The organism is Lentzea sp. NPDC051838 (genome assembly GCF_040681245.1).
Lineage (GTDB): Bacteria > Actinomycetota > Actinomycetes > Mycobacteriales > Pseudonocardiaceae > Lentzea.
Genome location: NZ_JBFAYI010000003.1, coordinates 469,964 through 486,049, shown reverse-complemented (window position 1 = coordinate 486,049; position 16,086 = coordinate 469,964). Strand labels below are relative to the sequence as shown.

Here is a 16,086-nt window from a genome sequence, read left to right as displayed (position 1 = left end):
ACCATAACGCCGTGATCGATGCCAGACCAGAGCCGTTCAGTCCCGTCTCACCCGGTGACGGCGCGGGTGAGGGCGGCCGTGTCGGTCAGGTCACCCAGGACGGTCGTCGCCCCTGCTCTGCGCAGGTCTTCCTTGCTGTTGCGTCCTGTGGCGACGGCCACCACCCGCACACCGGCCACTTGCGCGGCCCGGACGTCGTGTGGTGTGTCCCCGATCAACACCACTCGGTCAGATGTGAACTCACTGATGTGCTGCGCGCGCTTCCGCGCGAACGTGACCAACTCGGCGCGGTCCACGTGGTCATCGCCGAACGCGCTCGTGTCCCAGTCCACGAGGTGTGCGAGCCCGAACTCCTCCAGCTTGATCCTGGCGACGCTCTTGAGGTTCGCCGTCAGCACTCCCTGGTGCACCCGCGGGTCGTCCGCGAAGTGCTGGACAGCCTGGAGCGCACCCGGCAGCAGGTCGCTGTGGTCCGGGAAGTCCGCTCGCCGGCTTTCGAAGGAGTTGGCGAGGGCGTCGGCGAGCTTCTGGGACGTCTCCTCCGTGTGCTCGATGTCGTGCCGGTGGAGGATCTCGGCGATGACGTCCAGCTCGGTGCGTCCGCCGAGGTCGACAGGGCTTTTGAGCTCCCTGCCGAACGCGGTCCGGAACGCCTCGCGGTACATCATCTTGCCGAAGCCGCGGCCGGCCAGCAGCGTGCCGTCGATGTCCCACAGCACCAGCAGTTCGGGCCCGGTCACCGGACCACCACCCCTCAACCCGTAAAATGCCTGCTCATGACCTCGATCGACCCCGCAGAGCTGGAAGTCTGCCTGCGCGTGCTTGCCCAGGTCGAGGACCTGCCCGCCGAGCACGCCGACGCGGTGCGCGTCCGCCGGGCCACCGCGAAGATCTTCAAGGCCGCGAAGAAGTTCCGTAAGTCCGAGCGCAAGGCCGCCATCGTGGCCAACGACCGGGCCGTCACCGCGCTGACCGCCACCGGTTCGCCGGACCGCATCGACGACGAGACCCAGGGCCTGCCGCTGGTGTCGACGGCCACTGGCGCCACCGCCGGCACGCTGCTGCGCGCGCGGTCCTGCTACACGTGCCGCAAGCGGTTCGTCGAGGTAGACGCCTTCTACCACAACCTCTGCCCTGACTGCGCCGCCTTCAACCACAGCAAGCGCGACGCCCGCACCGACCTGACCGGCCGCAACGCGCTGCTGACCGGTGGCCGCGCGAAGATCGGCATGTACATCGCGCTGCGGCTGCTGCGGGACGGCGCGCACACCACGATCACCACGCGCTTCCCCAAGGACGCGGCCCGCCGGTTCGCCTCGATGCCGGACTCCGCCGACTGGATCGACCGGCTCAAGATCGTGGGCATCGACCTGCGCGACCCGGCCCAGGTCCTCGCGCTGGCCGACGAGGTGGCGCTGCACGGCCCTCTGGACGTGCTCATCAACAACGCCGCGCAGACCGTGCGGCGGTCGGCTGGTGCCTACGCGCCGCTCGCCTCCGCCGAGCACGAGGCGTTGACCGGCGACGCTCGCCGGCCGGAGCTGATCTCGTTCGGCGGCCACGGCCAGCTGGCCCTGCCCGGCACGGCCGTCCCCGAGGCGCACTCGGTGACGACGCTGGCGTTGATGGCGGGCTCCAAGGACATCGACGCGGGCGGCCTCGTGCCGGATCTGGCGTCGACGAACTCGTGGATCCAGAACGTCGACGAGGTCGATCCCGTGGAGCTGCTGGAAGTGCAGCTGTGCAACTCGACCGCGCCGTTCCTGCTCATCTCGCGGCTGCGCGCCTCGATGGCCAAGAGCGCTGCCAGGCGCAAGTACGTGGTGAACGTGTCCGCAATGGAGGGTCAGTTCTCCCGCGCCTACAAGGGTTCCGGGCACCCGCACACGAACATGGCCAAGGCCGCGCTGAACATGCTGACGCGCACCAGCGCCGAGGAGATGCTGCAGGCCGACGGCATCCTGATGACCGCCGTCGACACGGGCTGGATCACCGACGAGCGCCCGCACCCGTTGAAGATGCGCCTGGCCGACGAGGGCTTCCACGCACCGCTCGACCTGGTCGACGGCGCCGCCCGCGTGTACGACCCGATCGTGCGCGGCGAGGCGGGCGAGGACCTCTACGGCTGCTTCCTGAAGGACTACGCCCCGTCTTCCTGGTAATTCCCCCACAGGCGCACCTCCTCTAACGAGGCCTGGCGACGCACGTGTCCGAGGTACCCGTCGGGCGCACCCGAACGAGCCCTTTCGTCACGCCCTGAGTGAACTGTGCCTGGCTTTGACGTACCCATTTGTCATGAGAACTGTGTGGCGGGGAGCACTTCGGTTCGGCATGACGACCATGGCGGTGCGGCTGGTGTCCGCATCCACGGAACACCGCGGCAGGGTGCACCTGGTGCACCGCGAGGACAGCGGCCGAGTCCGGCACCAGCAGGTGTGCGGCGAGTGCTCGCTCCGGCTCACCCCGGACGACATCGGCCGAGGCTACGAACTCGACGACGGCCGAATCGTGCAGATCGACCCGCGCTCACTACCGGCACCCGAGGACGGCGTGATCGACGTCCAGCAGTTCGCGCCGGTCAGCGACCTCGACCCGATCGCCTTGCACCGCAGCTACTACATGGACCCGGACGAGCTCTCGGTCCGCTCGTACGTGCTGCTGCGGGAGACGTTGGAACGCACCAAGACCGCCGCCATCGTGAAGTTCGGCCTGCGCGGCAAGGAAACCCTCGCCGCGATCAGGCCACAGCACGGCGTGCTCGTCCTGCACACGTTGCTGTGGCCCGACGAGGTCCGCGAACCGCATTTCGCGTTCCTGCACCGCGACACCGAGGTCCGCACGGGCGAACTTGCCGCCGCCGCGGCGTTGGTGCGGGCACAGACTCGGCCGTTCAAGCCGCACGACTACCCGAATATGCGGCACGAGGCCTTGCTGCAGCTCGTCGAGGCCAACGTCTAGCTGTCGAAGCCCAGCTTCGCCTGCACCCCGTCCCATGCGGTCTCCACAGAGGACCAGCCAGCTCTGCGAGTTCGCGAACGCTCTCGTGCGACGCCTACCTTCCTGGGCGCGAGGAGCTTGCTCGGCAGTGTGCCTCGCACCAGAGCGACCAGGAACGCGACCGCCCCGTCGTCGTACTGCTCCCAGCTGCCGTCCGCGCCCCAGGCAACCACGGGCCACTCGGGCGGATCCCCCTGGTCGGCCAGCCAGAACAACGTACCGGCCCTGGGGTGCAGGAAGGCGGCCCACGGGATCAGTCCGGGCAGCTGCGGTCGTTCAGCCCTAGCATCACCTCGCTGAACAGGGCGAGCAGGTCGCCCTCGTGTCCCTTCAGAGTCGGCGCGTTCAGCCGCACGGTCCCGCCGTACTTGCCGGCGGGAACCGTGCTCAACAGGGTCGACAGCCGCGGAACGGGGTACGACCAGCTCCTGCCGTGTTCAGGTCGGTACTGCAAGCCTGACATCGACCAGGAAGCCTTGCTGCAGCTGGTCGACTACCAGTTGGCAGGCTCCGCCAACCCGTAGCTCGTCGCGACGCGGTGGTGGTCGTGGTAGATCGACAGCGTCGACTGCCCCGCGGGCTTCCCGGTGCGCCACGCCGTGCAGTAGATGCCGGACGACCACCGCATCGTCTTGGAGGTCTTGGGAAGCACAGTCTGCGTGCGCGAGACGACGCGGACGCCGTTGATCCACACCTCGAACTTGCCGACGTCACGAGCCAGCTTGAACCGGGTCACGATCCGGGTCCACTCGCCGCGCTTGATCTTGCCGGCTGTCCCGGAGATGCCGCCGGAGCCGCCGAACCGGATCTCGTCGTTCTGCACGAACATCAGCAGCCACGGCCCCTCGGGATCTTCGGGTGACCACTGCTGGAAGGTGACGTTCTGGTTGTGGTACTGCCAGTTCGCCGGAAGCATGATCGCCTGCCCGTAGTACCGGTCCTGGTCGACCGACTGGGCGCCGCGGTCGATGGTCTCCGAGTGGTAGCCACCGGTCTCGCCGATGTAGGTCTGCTTGGCCTCGATGGCCGTCGACCCCTTGTACTTCACGTTCGTGACGTCGCGGATGACGCCGTCCTTCTGGGTGTAGTGGTAGTCCCAGCCGTTCAGCGTGCCTTCGTTCTGGAAGTCGACGCCGGGAGGGGGAGCCACGAGCAGTGCCGCCATCAGCAGGGGGAGCATGAAACGCCTTCCACGGGTGTCAGGCGGCGGCGGGATCGGACACTAGCATCACTGTCCATGCTCGCCAGCCCGTCCGACCTCGTCGACCTGCTCGAGTGCGAGCACCGCAGCTACCTGGGGCGAAGCGAAAGAGACGGCGACGCCACCGACGTCGAGGCGCAGGCAGCCCTCACAGCTGCCGAGATGCGCTCCGGGGCCGAGGTCGTCGAGCACGCGGTCTTCTTCGACGGCGTCTTCCACTGCTCGGTGCCGACTTTGGTGCTCACTTCCGGCGGTTACGAGCCCTGTGCCGACGAAGCCACGCCGTTCGCCATCCTCAGCCTGACCGCGGCGGCGCAGGCCATCGGGGCCGAGCGCGCGCACCTGCTCGTCGACGGCAAGCGCGCGACGTTTCGGATCGCCGACTTCGTGCCGTTGCTGGAGAGGCTCAAGACGCGGCTCGCGAAGCCCGGACCTGCGCCGACGCGGTCGTGGGGCGATGTCAGGGCCGCGTGCAACGGGTGCCGCTTCGCCCGGCATTGCGCGTCGGGGCGCGAGGAGGCTCGTGACCTGTCGCTCGTCGCCGGGCTCAGGGCCGATCAACGCAGGAAGCTGGTTTCGGCCGGCATTGAAACCATCGACGCGCTCGCAGCGACCGAGGAGCGGCCCGCGACCCTCTCCCCCGCCAGCTTCACGGCGTTGACCGCGCAGGCGCGGTTGCAGGTGCAGCAGGAACGGACGGGCGTCACCAGTTACGAGGTCGTTGCGCCGGAAGCGTTGCAGCACCTGCCGGAGCCGCAGGAGGACGACGTTTTCCTGGAGGTCGACGGCGACACGTTCCGCACGCCCGGCTGGGAAGGGACGTTCGCGGAGTTCGTCGACCGCACGCCGGTGGGCACGGTTTATCACTTCACGCCGCACGATCTGCACGCACGCGCAGCGCTCACCGCGACCAAAGAGTCCGAAGTGGACGAACTCGAGCGGCGCTGCGTCGATCTCGGCGCGCTCACTCGGCGAACACTCCGGATGTCGACGCGCGAGTACACGTTGCAGGCGCTGAAACCATTGGTGCAGGACGAGATTCCGACGCGGGGCGTGCGGGATCTGCTGGAGAAGATCAAGCGCGAGAACGGTGTCGAGACCGCGGTGAGAGAGGAGCGCGACGAGGCCGCGTTGGAGAAGGCCGCGGAACGAGCGCGCAGGATGGCGGCGCTGACCGAGCCGTTGATCGCCGAGGGGCACTCGTTGTTCGCGGCGACCGTCGGTTATCACCGGCGCGAGGCAAGTCCCGCGTGGGGTGACTTCTTCCGGCAGGCCAGCGCGCCGATCTCCGACCTGGAGACCGACTCCAACTGCGCGGTGCCGATCACGTTGAAAGCCGACGACTGGGTGCCGCCGAGCGGCCGGATTCGCACGCACAAGCGGCAGGTGCACGCGCGGATCGACCCCGAGCGGCCGCACCCGTTCGGCAAGGACGAGCAGGTCAGGCTGCTGTATCCCGGCAACGTCACGCGCAACGCGGTGGTGTCGGACGACAACCCGTACGAGCTCGTCGTCACCGAAAGCAACTCTCAGGAGCACGCCGAACTGCCGATCGCGGTCCTGCCCGGCAGCCCGGTTCCGGCGTCACCCAAGGACGAGGCGGTCGCGGAACTCGCCGAGCAGGCCGTGCATCTGTTGCCGCTGCTCCCCCGCAACCCCGGCATCGACCTGATGCTGCGCACGCCGCCAGGACCGCTGCCGCAGCACCCGGACGTCGTGCAGGCCGTGATCAAGGCCGTCGACCAGCTCGACGGCGGCACGCTCGCCGTGCAGGGACCGCCCGGCGCCGGCAAGACGTACCTCGCGACCAAGCTCGTGAAGCACCTGATCGACCAAGGCAAAACGGTCGCGGTGACATCAACGTCGCACAAAGCCGTCGAGAACGTGCTGTCCAGTGCGGACCCGAGCATCCCGATGGCCAAGCGCCCCAAGGGAAAGCCGGAAGAAGGACTGCCGTGGGACCAGCCGAAGGACAACGGCGCGCTGGCCCGGTGGCGTGAGGAGCACCCCGGAGGACACCTCGTCGGCGGCACCGCGTGGACGTTCTCCAACGCCGTGATCAAGGCCCAGCCGTTCGACGTGATGATCATCGACGAGGCCGGGCAGTTCGCGCTCGCCGATGCTGTCGCCGTGGCCACCGCCGCGAAGAACCTCGTGCTGCTGGGAGATCCGCAGCAGCTGCCGCAGGTCGTTCAGGGCGTGCACCCGCCGGGCAGTGACGCCTCCGCGCTCGGCCACCTGCTCGGCGACGCGGACGTCATCCCTGACCATTTGGGCTATTTTCTGGCCGAGACGCGGCGGATGCACCCGGCCGTGTGCAAGCCGGTGTCGGAGCTTTCGTACGCGGGACTGCTCCATTCGCACGAAACTGCCCATAACCGGAGCATTGAGGGCGTCGAGCCGGGCATCTACCTGCGCGAGGTCGATCACCGTCACAACATCACGTCGTCGACCGAGGAGGCCGACGCCGTGGTCGACACCGTGCGGCGCATAGTCGGTCGTACGTGGACTGACAATGGCCAGACGCGCGAACTTACGTGTGCGGACGTGCTCGTCGTCGCGCCCTACAACCTGCAGGTCAGGATCATCCGGAAACGCCTTGTCGATGCGGGATTCGACGAAACTCGAGTGGGCACTGTGGACCGCTTCCAGGGTCAGGAGGCACCCGCGGTCATCATGTCCATGACGTCGTCGTCCACCGTGGACCTTCCGCGTGGCCTGGACTTTCTTTTGTCACGTAACAGAATGAACGTGGCACTCTCCCGTGCCCAGACGCTCGCCGTGATGATCTGCTCGCCCCGCCTGCTGAACGCCGATGTGCGCGGTGTCGAACAGCTTCGACTGGTCGCGGGGTTCGTCGGCCTAACAGAAAACATGAGGACCTTTCCGTGGTGACACCTCTCCGTTGTCATACGGTGACCTTCTGAGCGCTCTGTGTTGCTAGCGTGGCGCGGTTCACCCGGTCGGGTGATCAAGGATCTGAATGTGCTCGATCCGCCTCGCACCAACCAGAGCAGGAGAAATCCGTTGGCAAGTAGAGTTCTCGGCGCACTCGCGGTGACGGCCACCGCGGCACTGGCCACGTTGGCGATGGCTGCTCCGGCCAGCGCGCACACCCCGGTGTCGTCAGCGGACTGCGTCAAGGACAAGGCTGTGCTGAGCGTGCTGCTCACCCAGTACGCGGGTGGCAACAAGAACACCGTGCTGATCAAGGACGGCGAGACGGTCCTCGTCGACGAGAAGTTCAGCGAGAACTACGGCGTCAAGGTCGATGGCAAGTGGAAGCCGAAGACGTTCGAGGCTGATGGCACCATCGACCACACCTTCACCATCGAGGTGAAGGCGAGCGACACCAAGCCGGGTGGCAAGAACTACGACTACTCGAAGACGCACACGGTCAAGAAGTGCGTCACGACGCCGCCGAGCGAGTCGACGAAGCCCTCCGAGCCCACCAAGCCTCCGGTGCAGACCACGACGGAAGCGCCCTCGTCTTCCGTGACGCCACCGGCTCCGGGTGGCAGCACGCCGGAACCGCCGCTCGCGGCGACCGGTGCGTCCCCGATGTGGCTGCTGCTCTCGGGTCTGGGTCTCGTGGGCGCCGGTGCCGGCACCCTGCTGTTCCTGCGCCGCCGCCGCAGCGCGTGAACTAGCTGAAGCAACGAAAGCGGGGGCGGTCCGAACAGGATCGCCCCCGCTTTCCGTTGCTACAGGCCCAAAGGAGTCGCGGGTCCGGAACCGTCGTGGATGAACCACTCGGTGCCGAACGGCAGGGCGAACGTCTCGTCGTCCAACGTCAGGAAGAACGACTCCTCGGGGATCTGCGACGCGTGCGCGCGCATCGCCGCCCGCTTCACGCCCAGGTACTTCGACACCTCGACGCCGGCTGTGATCTCCGACTCCGGCACGGCACCGTCCATTTCGGACGGTACCTCCATCCCGGCCCGCCGCATGGCTTCCCGGAACTCCGACTCCTTCACCATCGCCTGGTACACCGGCGTTCCCGCGATCTCCGCCGCGCGCATGCCCACCCGGTGCACCTGGATGTGGTCCGGGTGGCCGTAGCCGCCGAAGCTGTCGTACACGGTCAACGCGGAAGCTTCTTCCTCCGCCAGCAGAGCGGCGAGCTTCTGCGCCGCCTCCTCGACGTCCGCGGTCCAGAACGAGCCGGGACGCGTGTTCAGCGCGTCGCCCATCATCCCGGAGTCCAGGTATCCCAGGAACTCCACGCGCGCCACGCCCAGCAGGTCGGCCGCCGCGTGGGTCTCGAGGACCCGTCGTTGCCAGAGCTCTTCGCCCTCCTCCAGGAAGTCCGGGATCTCACCGGCCTCGCCGCGGGTCGCGACGACGAGCACGACCCGGTGTCCCTCCTCGAACGCCTTGCGCATCACGCCGCCCGTGACGATGCACTCGTCGTCGGGATGCGCGTGGAACGTCACCAGTGTGGCCATGTCCGCGACGTTACCCGCGAATGGAACGTCGCCATTCCGTCCCGCCGTTCCCGGTACATACCTTGGGACACGAGACCCTAGGCCGCAGGGGAGGTTTGTCGTGCGCGTGCTGTGCACAGTCGCGTTCTCGGCTGCCCACGCACGGGCCCTCCTCCCCCTTGTGACGACGCTCACCCTGCAGCGTCACGAGGTGCTGGTGGCAGGCCCGGAATCCGTGCTGGCCGGGTTCGCGAACGAGCCGGTCAGGACCGTCGCCGCACTGCCCGAGGTCTGCGACCAGCTCGTGGACCTGTTGCAGGGCGAGGTTCTCACGCTCCCGCCGGACTACGACCCGTTCGCCGACGAGATGATCGTCGAGTTCGCCGCGGGTCCGCACATCAGCGGCGCGGTCCGGGCGCTCCTGCCCGTGGCGGCCGACTTCCGCCCGCATCTCGTCCTGCGCGACGGCATCGAGTTCGCCGGAATGCTCGTCGCGGAACGGCTGGGCGTCCCGCACGTGGCCGCACCGACCGGCGTCGGCCAGTACATGGACCGCCTCACCCTGCTCAACGCGCTCAACGAACGGCGAGCGGAACTCCGTCTGCCGCTGCACGAATCCCTCGACTCGGCGCACCGGTACGGCCGGTTGGACGCCGTCCCTCCGGGCTACTCCTTCGCCCGCCAGCGGATGCCACCCGCCTTCACCTACCAGCAGCCGGCGCACCACAGCGCGGGCGAGCGCATCCCTCAGTGGCTGGCGGATCTCGACCCGGGAAAGCCTCTGGTCGTCGCCTCCACCAGTACGTCCGGCGGGGTGTTCGCGACCGAGTCCGCCCTGCGGCTCTTCGACTTCGACGCGATCCCTGACCAGGCGCTGCGCCACTCCCCCTTGGCACACCTGGAAACTCTCATCGCGGGCCTCGCGAAAGTCGACTGCGAGGCCGTGGTGATGACGGGCGGCTTGCCACTGGAAGCGTTGGCAGCGCCCAACGTGCACCTGGTCGAGTCGCTGCCGCAGGCGTTGCTCCTGCACGCCGCGGACCTGCTGGTGTCGCACGGCGGCTACAACTCGATCCGCGAGGCGATGCGCACCGGCACACCCACGGCGGTGCTTCCCGTGCTGCACGACCAGATGCACAACGCGCACCGGATCAGCGAGCTCAGACTCGGCGTACGAGTGCACGACTTCGAGGCCGAAGCGGTCGCCGAAGCGTGCGAAAAAGCGCTGAACAGCACGGAGATCCGCAACGCCACCAAACGAGCACAACGCCACATGCTCGGCCTGCCACCGATCCGGCAGGTCGCGGGCTATCTCGAACGGATCATCCACCGCAACTGCAAGCTCGTCAGCATGTGACTCACCGAAAACCGGGCGTGGTCGGTGGCAGCCCCATCAGCACGGCACCGGCCGCGTCGTACATCGCGGGCGCCAGGAACGCGTGCTGCCGGGGAACGAGCGCGTCACCCAACAGCAGCTGCGCCTCAGGTGAGCGTTCTGCTGATCGGTGGCCTCGTCCCCTGCGACCACGGTCTCCCACACCTCGTGGCTCAGGTCGTAGAACCACGCCCGCGCCGAACGCAGCGCGGCCCGCGCGACCCCAGCACCGACGACAGCCAGCACCTGGGCCGCGTACGCAATGGTCGGACAGCGGTACAACGGCTCGTCGATCGTCGCACGGCCACCGCGCACGAACGTCCACTCCCGAGGCACCTCGACGCCCGGTAGATCCCCGTTTCCTTCAAGCGAGAAACGAAGTCCTGCGGCGCCCGGAACTCCGCCTTCCGCAGGGCCAGTTCCGCGAGCACCTCGTCGAACACATGTGAAAGGGCGGTGCCTTCCTCAGGATGGAAGGCACCGCCCCTCGGCGAACCCGCGGAGCTATTGCAGGGTCAGGTTCCAGGAGTCGATGTACCCGGTGTCACCGGAGTACACGTCCTGGACCCGCAGCTTCCACGTGCCCGCCGCGACCTCGGACGAGGCGTTGACCGTGTAGGTCGCCACCACGTTGTCGGCACTGTCCGAAGAGGACGAGTTCTTCAACCGGTAGGCGGTGCCGTCCGGCGCGATCAGGTCGATCACCAGGTCACCGCGGTAGGTGTGGACGATGTTCACACCGACCTTGGTGGCCGAGGAGGCGTTGCCCGTCACCGAGGAGCTGATCGAGGACTCGACGGTGCCCCGGTCGACGATGGTGACGTCGGTCGTGTTCTCCAGGCCACCGGAGGGCGGCGGCGTGGTGTCGATGGCGTTGACGGCCTTGGTGGCGTCGGCGAGGCCCGCGCCGCAACCGCCGGAGCAGGTGCCGGGGAGCGGACGGGAGTTCGTCTTGATCAGGTCCTTGACCTGGGCCGGCGTCAACGACGGCTTCTTCGCCACCAGCAGTGCCGCGAGACCCGCGATGTGCGGGGCGGCCATCGACGTGCCCTGGTACGGCTTGTAGTTCTCGGCACCGGGGGTGGTGGTGCCGGCGTTCAGCGTCGACCAGATGCCGTTCTCCGGCGTGGTGATGGTGCCGGGGGTGTCGGTACCGCGACGGGTCTCGCCACCGGGTGCCGCGATGTCGATGCGGGTGCCGAAGTTCGAGTAGAACGCCTTGTTGCCTTCACGTCCGGTGGCCGCGACGGTGATCACGCCGTTGCAGTTGGCCGGGGTGAAGTTCGCGACGTTGGCGTTCGAGTTGCCGGCCGCCACGACGACGGTGGTGCCGCGGTTGATCGCGCCGTTGATCGCGTTCTGGTAGGTCGTCGAGCAGGACGACTGACCGCCCAGCGACATGTTGATGACCTTGGCGGGCGTCGCGTTGGCCGGCACGCCGCTCACGTTGCCGCCCGAGGCCCAGGTGATCGCGTCGGCGATGTCGGAGGTCGCGCCACCGCACTGCGCCAGCACGCGCAGGGGCTGGATCTTGGCGTCGTAGGCGATGCCCGCGATGCCCTTGTTGTTGTTCGTCGACGCCGCGATGGTGCCGGCGACGTGCGTGCCGTGCCAGGACGAGCCCTGGTCGGCCGCGGGAACCGGGTTGCCGGACGCGTCGGTGCCGCAGTCGCCCTTCTTCATCCAGTCGCCCTCGTCGGCCGGGTTCGAGTCCCGGCCGCCACCGTCACGAGCGCGAGCGGCATCCGAGACAAAGTCGTACCCCGCGACGACTTTGGCCGACAGATCGCTGTGCGCCACGTAACCGGTGTCGATCACGGCCACGGTCACGCCCGAGCCGGTCGAGCTCGACCACGCGCCGGGCACGTTCATGCCGGCGGTGGCCTCGAACAGGTCCCACTGCCGGGAGTACTCGGTGTCGTTCGGGTCGGCGAACGGCTGCATCAGCAGGTCCGGCTCGACGTACGCGACATCGGGGTCGTTCTTGAACGCCTGGATGGTGTTGTCGGCGTTCGCGGTCTTCGAACCGAGGTTGACGACGACGGCGCCGCTCGCCATGCGGCGGTGCACCGACTTGCCCTTGCTCTTCACGTCGTCCGAGGCAGCGGTGTCGGACGAGGCTTCGGGAGTGCCCGGCTTGTAGCCGACGATCAGCTTCTCGAAGGGGCGGTTCACCTGGGTCGAGTCCGGTTGAGACTGGATCTGGGTGGGAGCAGCGCTAGCTGGTGAGATAACGCTGAGCACGGCGGCGGAGACTGCCGCGGCGCACACGCTCGTGCGTCGCAATCCGTTCACGAGACGGTCCTTCCGAACAGGGCCTTCGCGTGCCGTTGAGGGCGTCAGGGATCTGAACCGGCTGCGGAGGTGACGAGGACCGTAAGTCGGGTCACACCTGCGAAAACAGGTCTAGTGGAGTCCGAATAACGACACTGACGTGTTCACGACAGGGGTACTGCGCTGAATGGCGCACAATATGGCCGTGTTCGGACACTTGGGCGTAGCGCCGGAGCTGACTGCCGTTTACGAGCTGCTGGTAACGGGCGGCAGCCGCACGACGGACGAGATCGGCGTCACACCGGACCTCCTGGCGCAAATGCGTCAGCTCGGCATCGTCCGGCATCTTCCCGGCGACGTGTGGCAGGCGGTCGCGCCCGATCTCGCCGTCGAGGCGCTGATCGCGGCCCGCGAGGAGCAGAACCGCAGGGCCCGCGCGGACGTCGGCCCGCTGATGGACCTCTACCTGCGCAACCGCGACGAGGACATGGCCGACAACGCGTTCGTCGAGACCGTGACCGGCGTCAGCGCGGTGCGGGAGCTGTGGAACACGCTGCTCAACGGCGCCCGCGACGAGGTCTGCGTGCTCGACCAGCCGCCGTACGTGACGCCGCTGGGCGAGCACGTGGCGCTGGAGGACGAGACGCGGCAACGGGACGTGCAGTGGCGCGTGGTCTACGACCGGTCCGCTGTGGACCTGCCGGGTCGCGTCACCGAGATCATCGAGCTGGTCGCGGCGGGCGAACGGGCACGCGTCACGCCGACGCTGCCGTTCAAGCTCGCGGTGATCGACACGCACGCGGCGGTGCTGCCGGTGGCGAACGGCGACGTCGTCGACAAGGTGCTGCTGATCCGCCCGTCCGCGTTGCTCGACGTGCTGCGGTCGACGTTCGAGCTGTACTGGGACAAGGGAATCCCGTTCAGCCCCGGCGGCATCTACGCGGCGGCGGCCGATGTGGACCCGAACCTGCTGGGCCTGCTCGCGGCCGGGCTCACGGACGAGTCGATCGCGCGGCAGCTGGGTCTGGCACCCCGGACGGTGCAGCGGCGGGTGCGGCAGCTGATGGACCGGTGCGGCGCGCAGACCCGGTTCCAGGCGGGGGTTCAGGCGATGCGCAGAGGGTGGCTGTAGAAAAAAGATCTTCAGCGTTGCAACTCTCCCCGGTGTGCCGGCGTCTTCCACAGTGCAAGCACACATCACCAGGGGGATACATGCGCATGCGCAACGTGATGACGGCTGCCCTGACGGGCCTCGCACTGCTCGGTCTGGCGGGCACCGCCGCAGCGGCTGCCCAGACCGACTACCCGTGGCCGCCCAAGGACGTCACGCCGGTCCACAAGACCAAGGCCGAGCTGCAGAAGCAGGCGGACGGCTTCTCCGCGCACCAGAAGAAGGCGTTCCCGCGTGCCTTCCACGGCGCCAAGGACGTCGCGCCCGGCAACTGGGGTGGCGAGGCCGAGGGCGTGTTCGACGACATGCAGTACATGGGCAACTCGGTGACCTTCAGCTACAAGGGCCAGAAGGTCAACACGTACACGCAGGTCAACGCGCCGGGCATGCACGAGTGGTCGCCGAAGGAGTACTGCGAGCAGCACGCCAAGTGCTCCAGCACCTTCAGGGACGGCAAGGGCGGCTTCACGATCCTCGCCGAGGACGACCGGTTCGGCATCGTGGAGGCCCGCAACTGGCGTCCCAACGGTGAGGTCGTCTGGGTCCAGAGCTGGACGAAGGGCACCGAGAAGCAGCTGGCGAAGCTGGCCGAGGACCGGGCCTTCACCTTCACCAAGTGAGTGAGCGGGCGCTTCCGGTCATGGAGTCACCGGAAGCGCCCGCCCGTTCAACTGGCGACCTTGCGCGCGGCCACCAGCCGTCCTTCGGAGAACCCTTCGACGCGCACCTCGCTGCCCGTCGTGGTCAACGTCGCGGTGTGCGCGCCGTCGGTCACGTCCAGCGAGGTGGCCGGGCGGCCGTCGACGTAGATGTCCACCCGGTCGAGGTTCACCGTGTCCAGTGAGACGGTCGTTCCCGCGACCGCCACTCCCAGCCGCCGCACGGGCAACGCGGCGAGCAACGAGCCGGCCCGCGCGAGCAGATCGACGTTGCCCTCCAACAGGTCCTTGCGCGTCAGCTTGTGCTGCTCCGTCGGCCGCACACCCAGATCCTCCACGGGCGTACCGGAAAGCTTGCCGACGCGCAGCGTGCGCCGGATCGACACGCGCATGTTCGCCTTGTTGGGCAACGCCTTGTACGGCGACTCGGGGTCGCCCGGCGCCGGGATCTTCAGCAGCGTCATCAGCAACCCGTGCGTCCACACGTTCGCGCCGCCCGCACCGGTGTTGTCGTCCACGCCGAGGATCGGGCCCAGCTCGTGGTCGGCCCAGCCCGCGGCGAAGATGTCGGTCGCGGAGTAGCAGCGCGCGTCGGTGATCAGCAGCACCGGGCCGTGGTAGGTCTGGCCCACCGCGTTCGCGCCGTCGACCGGGGTGATGGTGGCGGCGTTGGAGAACGCCTGGCCGGTCTCGGTCGAGGTGCTGAGCGACGGGAACCACGGGCCGAGGTCGATCTGGCCGGTCGGGTCGTCCGCGTGCCGGCGGCAGATGCGCAGGTTCAGCGGCGTGCTGAGGAACTGCACGGGTTCCGGGGAGATGGCGTGCGGCGTCATCGTCTGCAGCAGGAACTCGGAGGCGAAGATGTGACCGCCGCCGTTGTCCCGCACGTCGACGATGAGTCCGTTCTGCGGCAACAAAGCCGCGAGCCGCACGAACTCCTTGAGGAACCCTTCCGGGTCGTCGACGCTGAACGTGAAGATCCGCAGGTGGCCGAACGTGCCGGACGGCGTCACGACCGGACGCGCACGGAACACACCGGGCATCGTCGTCGGCACGTCGGTCACGCTCATCGCGACCGCTTCGCCGGTGGCCTCGGCGGCGATGACCTTGGGCGCGTGCAACAGCTTCTTCGCGCGCGCCTTCTCGTCGGAGTCCAGGTCGACGCCCTGCGCGGCCGCGGCCGGTGAGAGCGAGTCGACGTCGGTCATCGGCGGCAGGTTGTCCGTCACCTGCCAGTCGACGCGGATCTCCTCGGGGCCGGCGGCGCCCTGGTACGTCACGACCACCCAGTCCTCGTCCGGCGGGAGCTGGATCACCAAGGGGCGCAACGTGAGCGACTCGAGGCCGCGGGCGAGGTTCGCGGCGGTGTTGCTGCCCGCGAAGATCGCGCCGTTCAACGCCACCGCGCGGGCGATCGGCATGCCGTTCCAGTGCGTGACCTCCGCACCGAGGGCGAGCCCGTTGAAGTTCGCGACCGTGCGGGCGACGAGGTACTGCTCGGTGCCGTCCGCGGCGAAGCAGCGCTCCAGCTGGAACGGCAGGAAGGCGATCTTGCCCGCGAACGGCGCGGGCAGCAGGTAGTTCGTGTGCAGGTCGCGCACCGAGTGGAAGGTCGACGACAGCTCCCGGTGGAACTGCCACTCGGGCTCGGCCGTGGCGTCGGTCTGCCGTTCGAGTCTGGCTCTCAGGACCCTGAGTCTTTGCACAGGATTCACCGCGTGCATCGCGACTTTGAGCGGCAGGTGCGCGTAGTTCTGGTCCAGCAGGATCAGCGCCTGGTCGACGATGAGCTTGCGCTGCGCCAGGGTCAGCGTGCCCGCGGTGGCGAGGAACTCGGCCAGTCCGACGGAATTTGCGACGTTCGGGTGAGCGGTTGCGGTCATGGTGGGGCCTCCTTGCCAAGTAGAGGCTTTCCAGGGCGCCTGGATACACCTTTTTCACCCGTTCGGCCGCTAACTGGAGCAGTTTTCAGGACGACAACT

At 68.0% G+C, this 16,086-nt stretch carries 15 protein-coding genes; 7 read left to right on the top strand and 8 right to left on the bottom strand.

The features are described from left to right. Positions 1-47: 47 nt before the first annotated feature. The gene (locus AB0M24_RS10695; protein ID WP_363764017.1) at positions 48-740 is read right to left on the bottom strand and encodes a haloacid dehalogenase-like hydrolase; all 693 of its coding nucleotides are present in this window, start codon (positions 738-740) and stop codon (positions 48-50) included. Between the two features lie 36 nt (positions 741-776). On the opposite strand from AB0M24_RS10695, the gene AB0M24_RS10690 reads away from it, so the two are divergent. Continuing rightward, the gene (locus AB0M24_RS10690; RefSeq protein WP_363764014.1) at positions 777-2,162 is read left to right on the top strand and encodes an SDR family NAD(P)-dependent oxidoreductase; all 1,386 of its coding nucleotides are present in this window, start codon (positions 777-779) and stop codon (positions 2,160-2,162) included. Between the two features lie 133 nt (positions 2,163-2,295). Further along, positions 2,296-2,958: a Ku protein gene (locus tag AB0M24_RS10685; protein WP_363764011.1), complete on the top strand. Its 663-nt coding sequence runs from the start codon at positions 2,296-2,298 to the stop codon at positions 2,956-2,958. Here AB0M24_RS10685 and AB0M24_RS10680 read toward each other — a convergent pair. Genes AB0M24_RS10680 through AB0M24_RS10670 form a run of 3 tightly spaced genes read right to left on the bottom strand, consistent with a single transcriptional unit; the run spans position 2,955 to position 4,177 of the window. Next, a complete protein-coding gene (locus AB0M24_RS10680) occupies positions 2,955-3,212 on the bottom strand; it encodes a hypothetical protein (RefSeq protein WP_363764008.1) in 258 nt (85 codons plus the stop codon). The genes AB0M24_RS10685 and AB0M24_RS10680 overlap by 4 nt on opposite strands. Positions 3,213-3,250: 38 nt before the next feature. Continuing rightward, on the bottom strand, positions 3,251-3,460 hold the full coding sequence (locus AB0M24_RS10675) for a hypothetical protein (RefSeq protein ID WP_363764006.1): 210 nt from the start codon (positions 3,458-3,460) through the stop codon (positions 3,251-3,253). Between the two features lie 30 nt (positions 3,461-3,490). Then, positions 3,491-4,177, bottom strand: a complete 687-nt coding sequence (locus tag AB0M24_RS10670; RefSeq protein ID WP_363764003.1) for a heparin lyase I family protein — start codon at positions 4,175-4,177, stop codon at positions 3,491-3,493. A 57-nt stretch (positions 4,178-4,234) separates the two neighbouring features. Here AB0M24_RS10670 and AB0M24_RS10665 point away from each other — a divergent pair, with 57 nt between their 5' ends. Together AB0M24_RS10665 and AB0M24_RS10660 are read left to right on the top strand one after the other, a co-directional pair. Then, complete coding sequence (locus AB0M24_RS10665; protein WP_363764000.1) at positions 4,235-7,093, top strand: AAA domain-containing protein; 2,859 nt, start codon at positions 4,235-4,237, stop codon at positions 7,091-7,093. A 132-nt stretch (positions 7,094-7,225) separates the two neighbouring features. Beyond that, positions 7,226-7,843, top strand: a complete 618-nt coding sequence (locus tag AB0M24_RS10660) for an LPXTG cell wall anchor domain-containing protein (protein WP_363763997.1) — start codon at positions 7,226-7,228, stop codon at positions 7,841-7,843. A 59-nt stretch (positions 7,844-7,902) separates the two neighbouring features. Here AB0M24_RS10660 and AB0M24_RS10655 read toward each other — a convergent pair whose 3' ends face one another. Next, positions 7,903-8,646 carry a PIG-L family deacetylase gene (locus AB0M24_RS10655; protein ID WP_363763994.1) on the bottom strand — a complete coding sequence of 248 codons (744 nt, stop codon included), beginning with the start codon at positions 8,644-8,646 and terminating at the stop codon, positions 7,903-7,905. Positions 8,647-8,746: 100 nt separating this feature from the next. Between AB0M24_RS10655 and AB0M24_RS10650 the strand changes: the two genes are divergently transcribed. Further along, positions 8,747-9,982: a nucleotide disphospho-sugar-binding domain-containing protein gene (locus AB0M24_RS10650; protein WP_363763992.1), complete on the top strand. Its 1,236-nt coding sequence runs from the start codon at positions 8,747-8,749 to the stop codon at positions 9,980-9,982. A gap of 36 nt (positions 9,983-10,018) precedes the next feature. On the opposite strand, the gene AB0M24_RS10645 is transcribed toward AB0M24_RS10650, so the two are convergent. Continuing rightward, on the bottom strand, positions 10,019-10,336 hold the full coding sequence (locus AB0M24_RS10645; RefSeq protein ID WP_363763989.1) for a hypothetical protein: 318 nt from the start codon (positions 10,334-10,336) through the stop codon (positions 10,019-10,021). A gap of 168 nt (positions 10,337-10,504) precedes the next feature. Then, positions 10,505-12,295, bottom strand: coding sequence for a S8 family serine peptidase (locus AB0M24_RS10640; RefSeq protein WP_363763986.1), 1,791 nt, complete (start codon positions 12,293-12,295; stop codon positions 10,505-10,507). 184 nt (positions 12,296-12,479) lie between these two features. Here AB0M24_RS10640 and AB0M24_RS10635 point away from each other — a divergent pair, with 184 nt between their 5' ends. Next, positions 12,480-13,406 (top strand): LuxR C-terminal-related transcriptional regulator, encoded by a 927-nt coding sequence (locus AB0M24_RS10635; RefSeq protein WP_363763983.1) that lies wholly within the window; start codon positions 12,480-12,482, stop codon positions 13,404-13,406. Positions 13,407-13,486: 80 nt separating this feature from the next. After that, positions 13,487-14,065, top strand: a complete 579-nt coding sequence (locus AB0M24_RS10630; RefSeq protein ID WP_363763980.1) for a hypothetical protein — start codon at positions 13,487-13,489, stop codon at positions 14,063-14,065. Positions 14,066-14,112: 47 nt separating this feature from the next. Here the strand turns inward: AB0M24_RS10630 and AB0M24_RS10625 are convergent, their stop codons facing one another. Beyond that, positions 14,113-15,987, bottom strand: a complete 1,875-nt coding sequence (locus tag AB0M24_RS10625; RefSeq protein WP_363763978.1) for a S41 family peptidase — start codon at positions 15,985-15,987, stop codon at positions 14,113-14,115. Positions 15,988-16,086 lie beyond the last annotated feature (99 nt).

Bases quoted from the DNA above. Each gene is read 5' to 3' on its own strand.
- AB0M24_RS10690 (WP_363764014.1), top strand. From the start codon at position 777: ATGACCTCGATCGACCCCGCAGAGCTGGAAGTCTGCCTGCGCGTGCTT.
- AB0M24_RS10685 (WP_363764011.1), top strand. From the start codon at position 2,296: ATGAGAACTGTGTGGCGGGGAGCACTTCGGTTCGGCATGACGACCATG.
- AB0M24_RS10675 (WP_363764006.1), bottom strand. From the start codon at position 3,460: ATGTCAGGCTTGCAGTACCGACCTGAACACGGCAGGAGCTGGTCGTAC.
- AB0M24_RS10670 (WP_363764003.1), bottom strand. From the start codon at position 4,177: ATGCTCCCCCTGCTGATGGCGGCACTGCTCGTGGCTCCCCCTCCCGGC.
- AB0M24_RS10665 (WP_363764000.1), top strand. From the start codon at position 4,235: ATGCTCGCCAGCCCGTCCGACCTCGTCGACCTGCTCGAGTGCGAGCAC.
- AB0M24_RS10655 (WP_363763994.1), bottom strand. From the start codon at position 8,646: ATGGCCACACTGGTGACGTTCCACGCGCATCCCGACGACGAGTGCATC.
- AB0M24_RS10630 (WP_363763980.1), top strand. From the start codon at position 13,487: ATGCGCATGCGCAACGTGATGACGGCTGCCCTGACGGGCCTCGCACTG.
- AB0M24_RS10625 (WP_363763978.1), bottom strand. From the start codon at position 15,987: ATGACCGCAACCGCTCACCCGAACGTCGCAAATTCCGTCGGACTGGCC.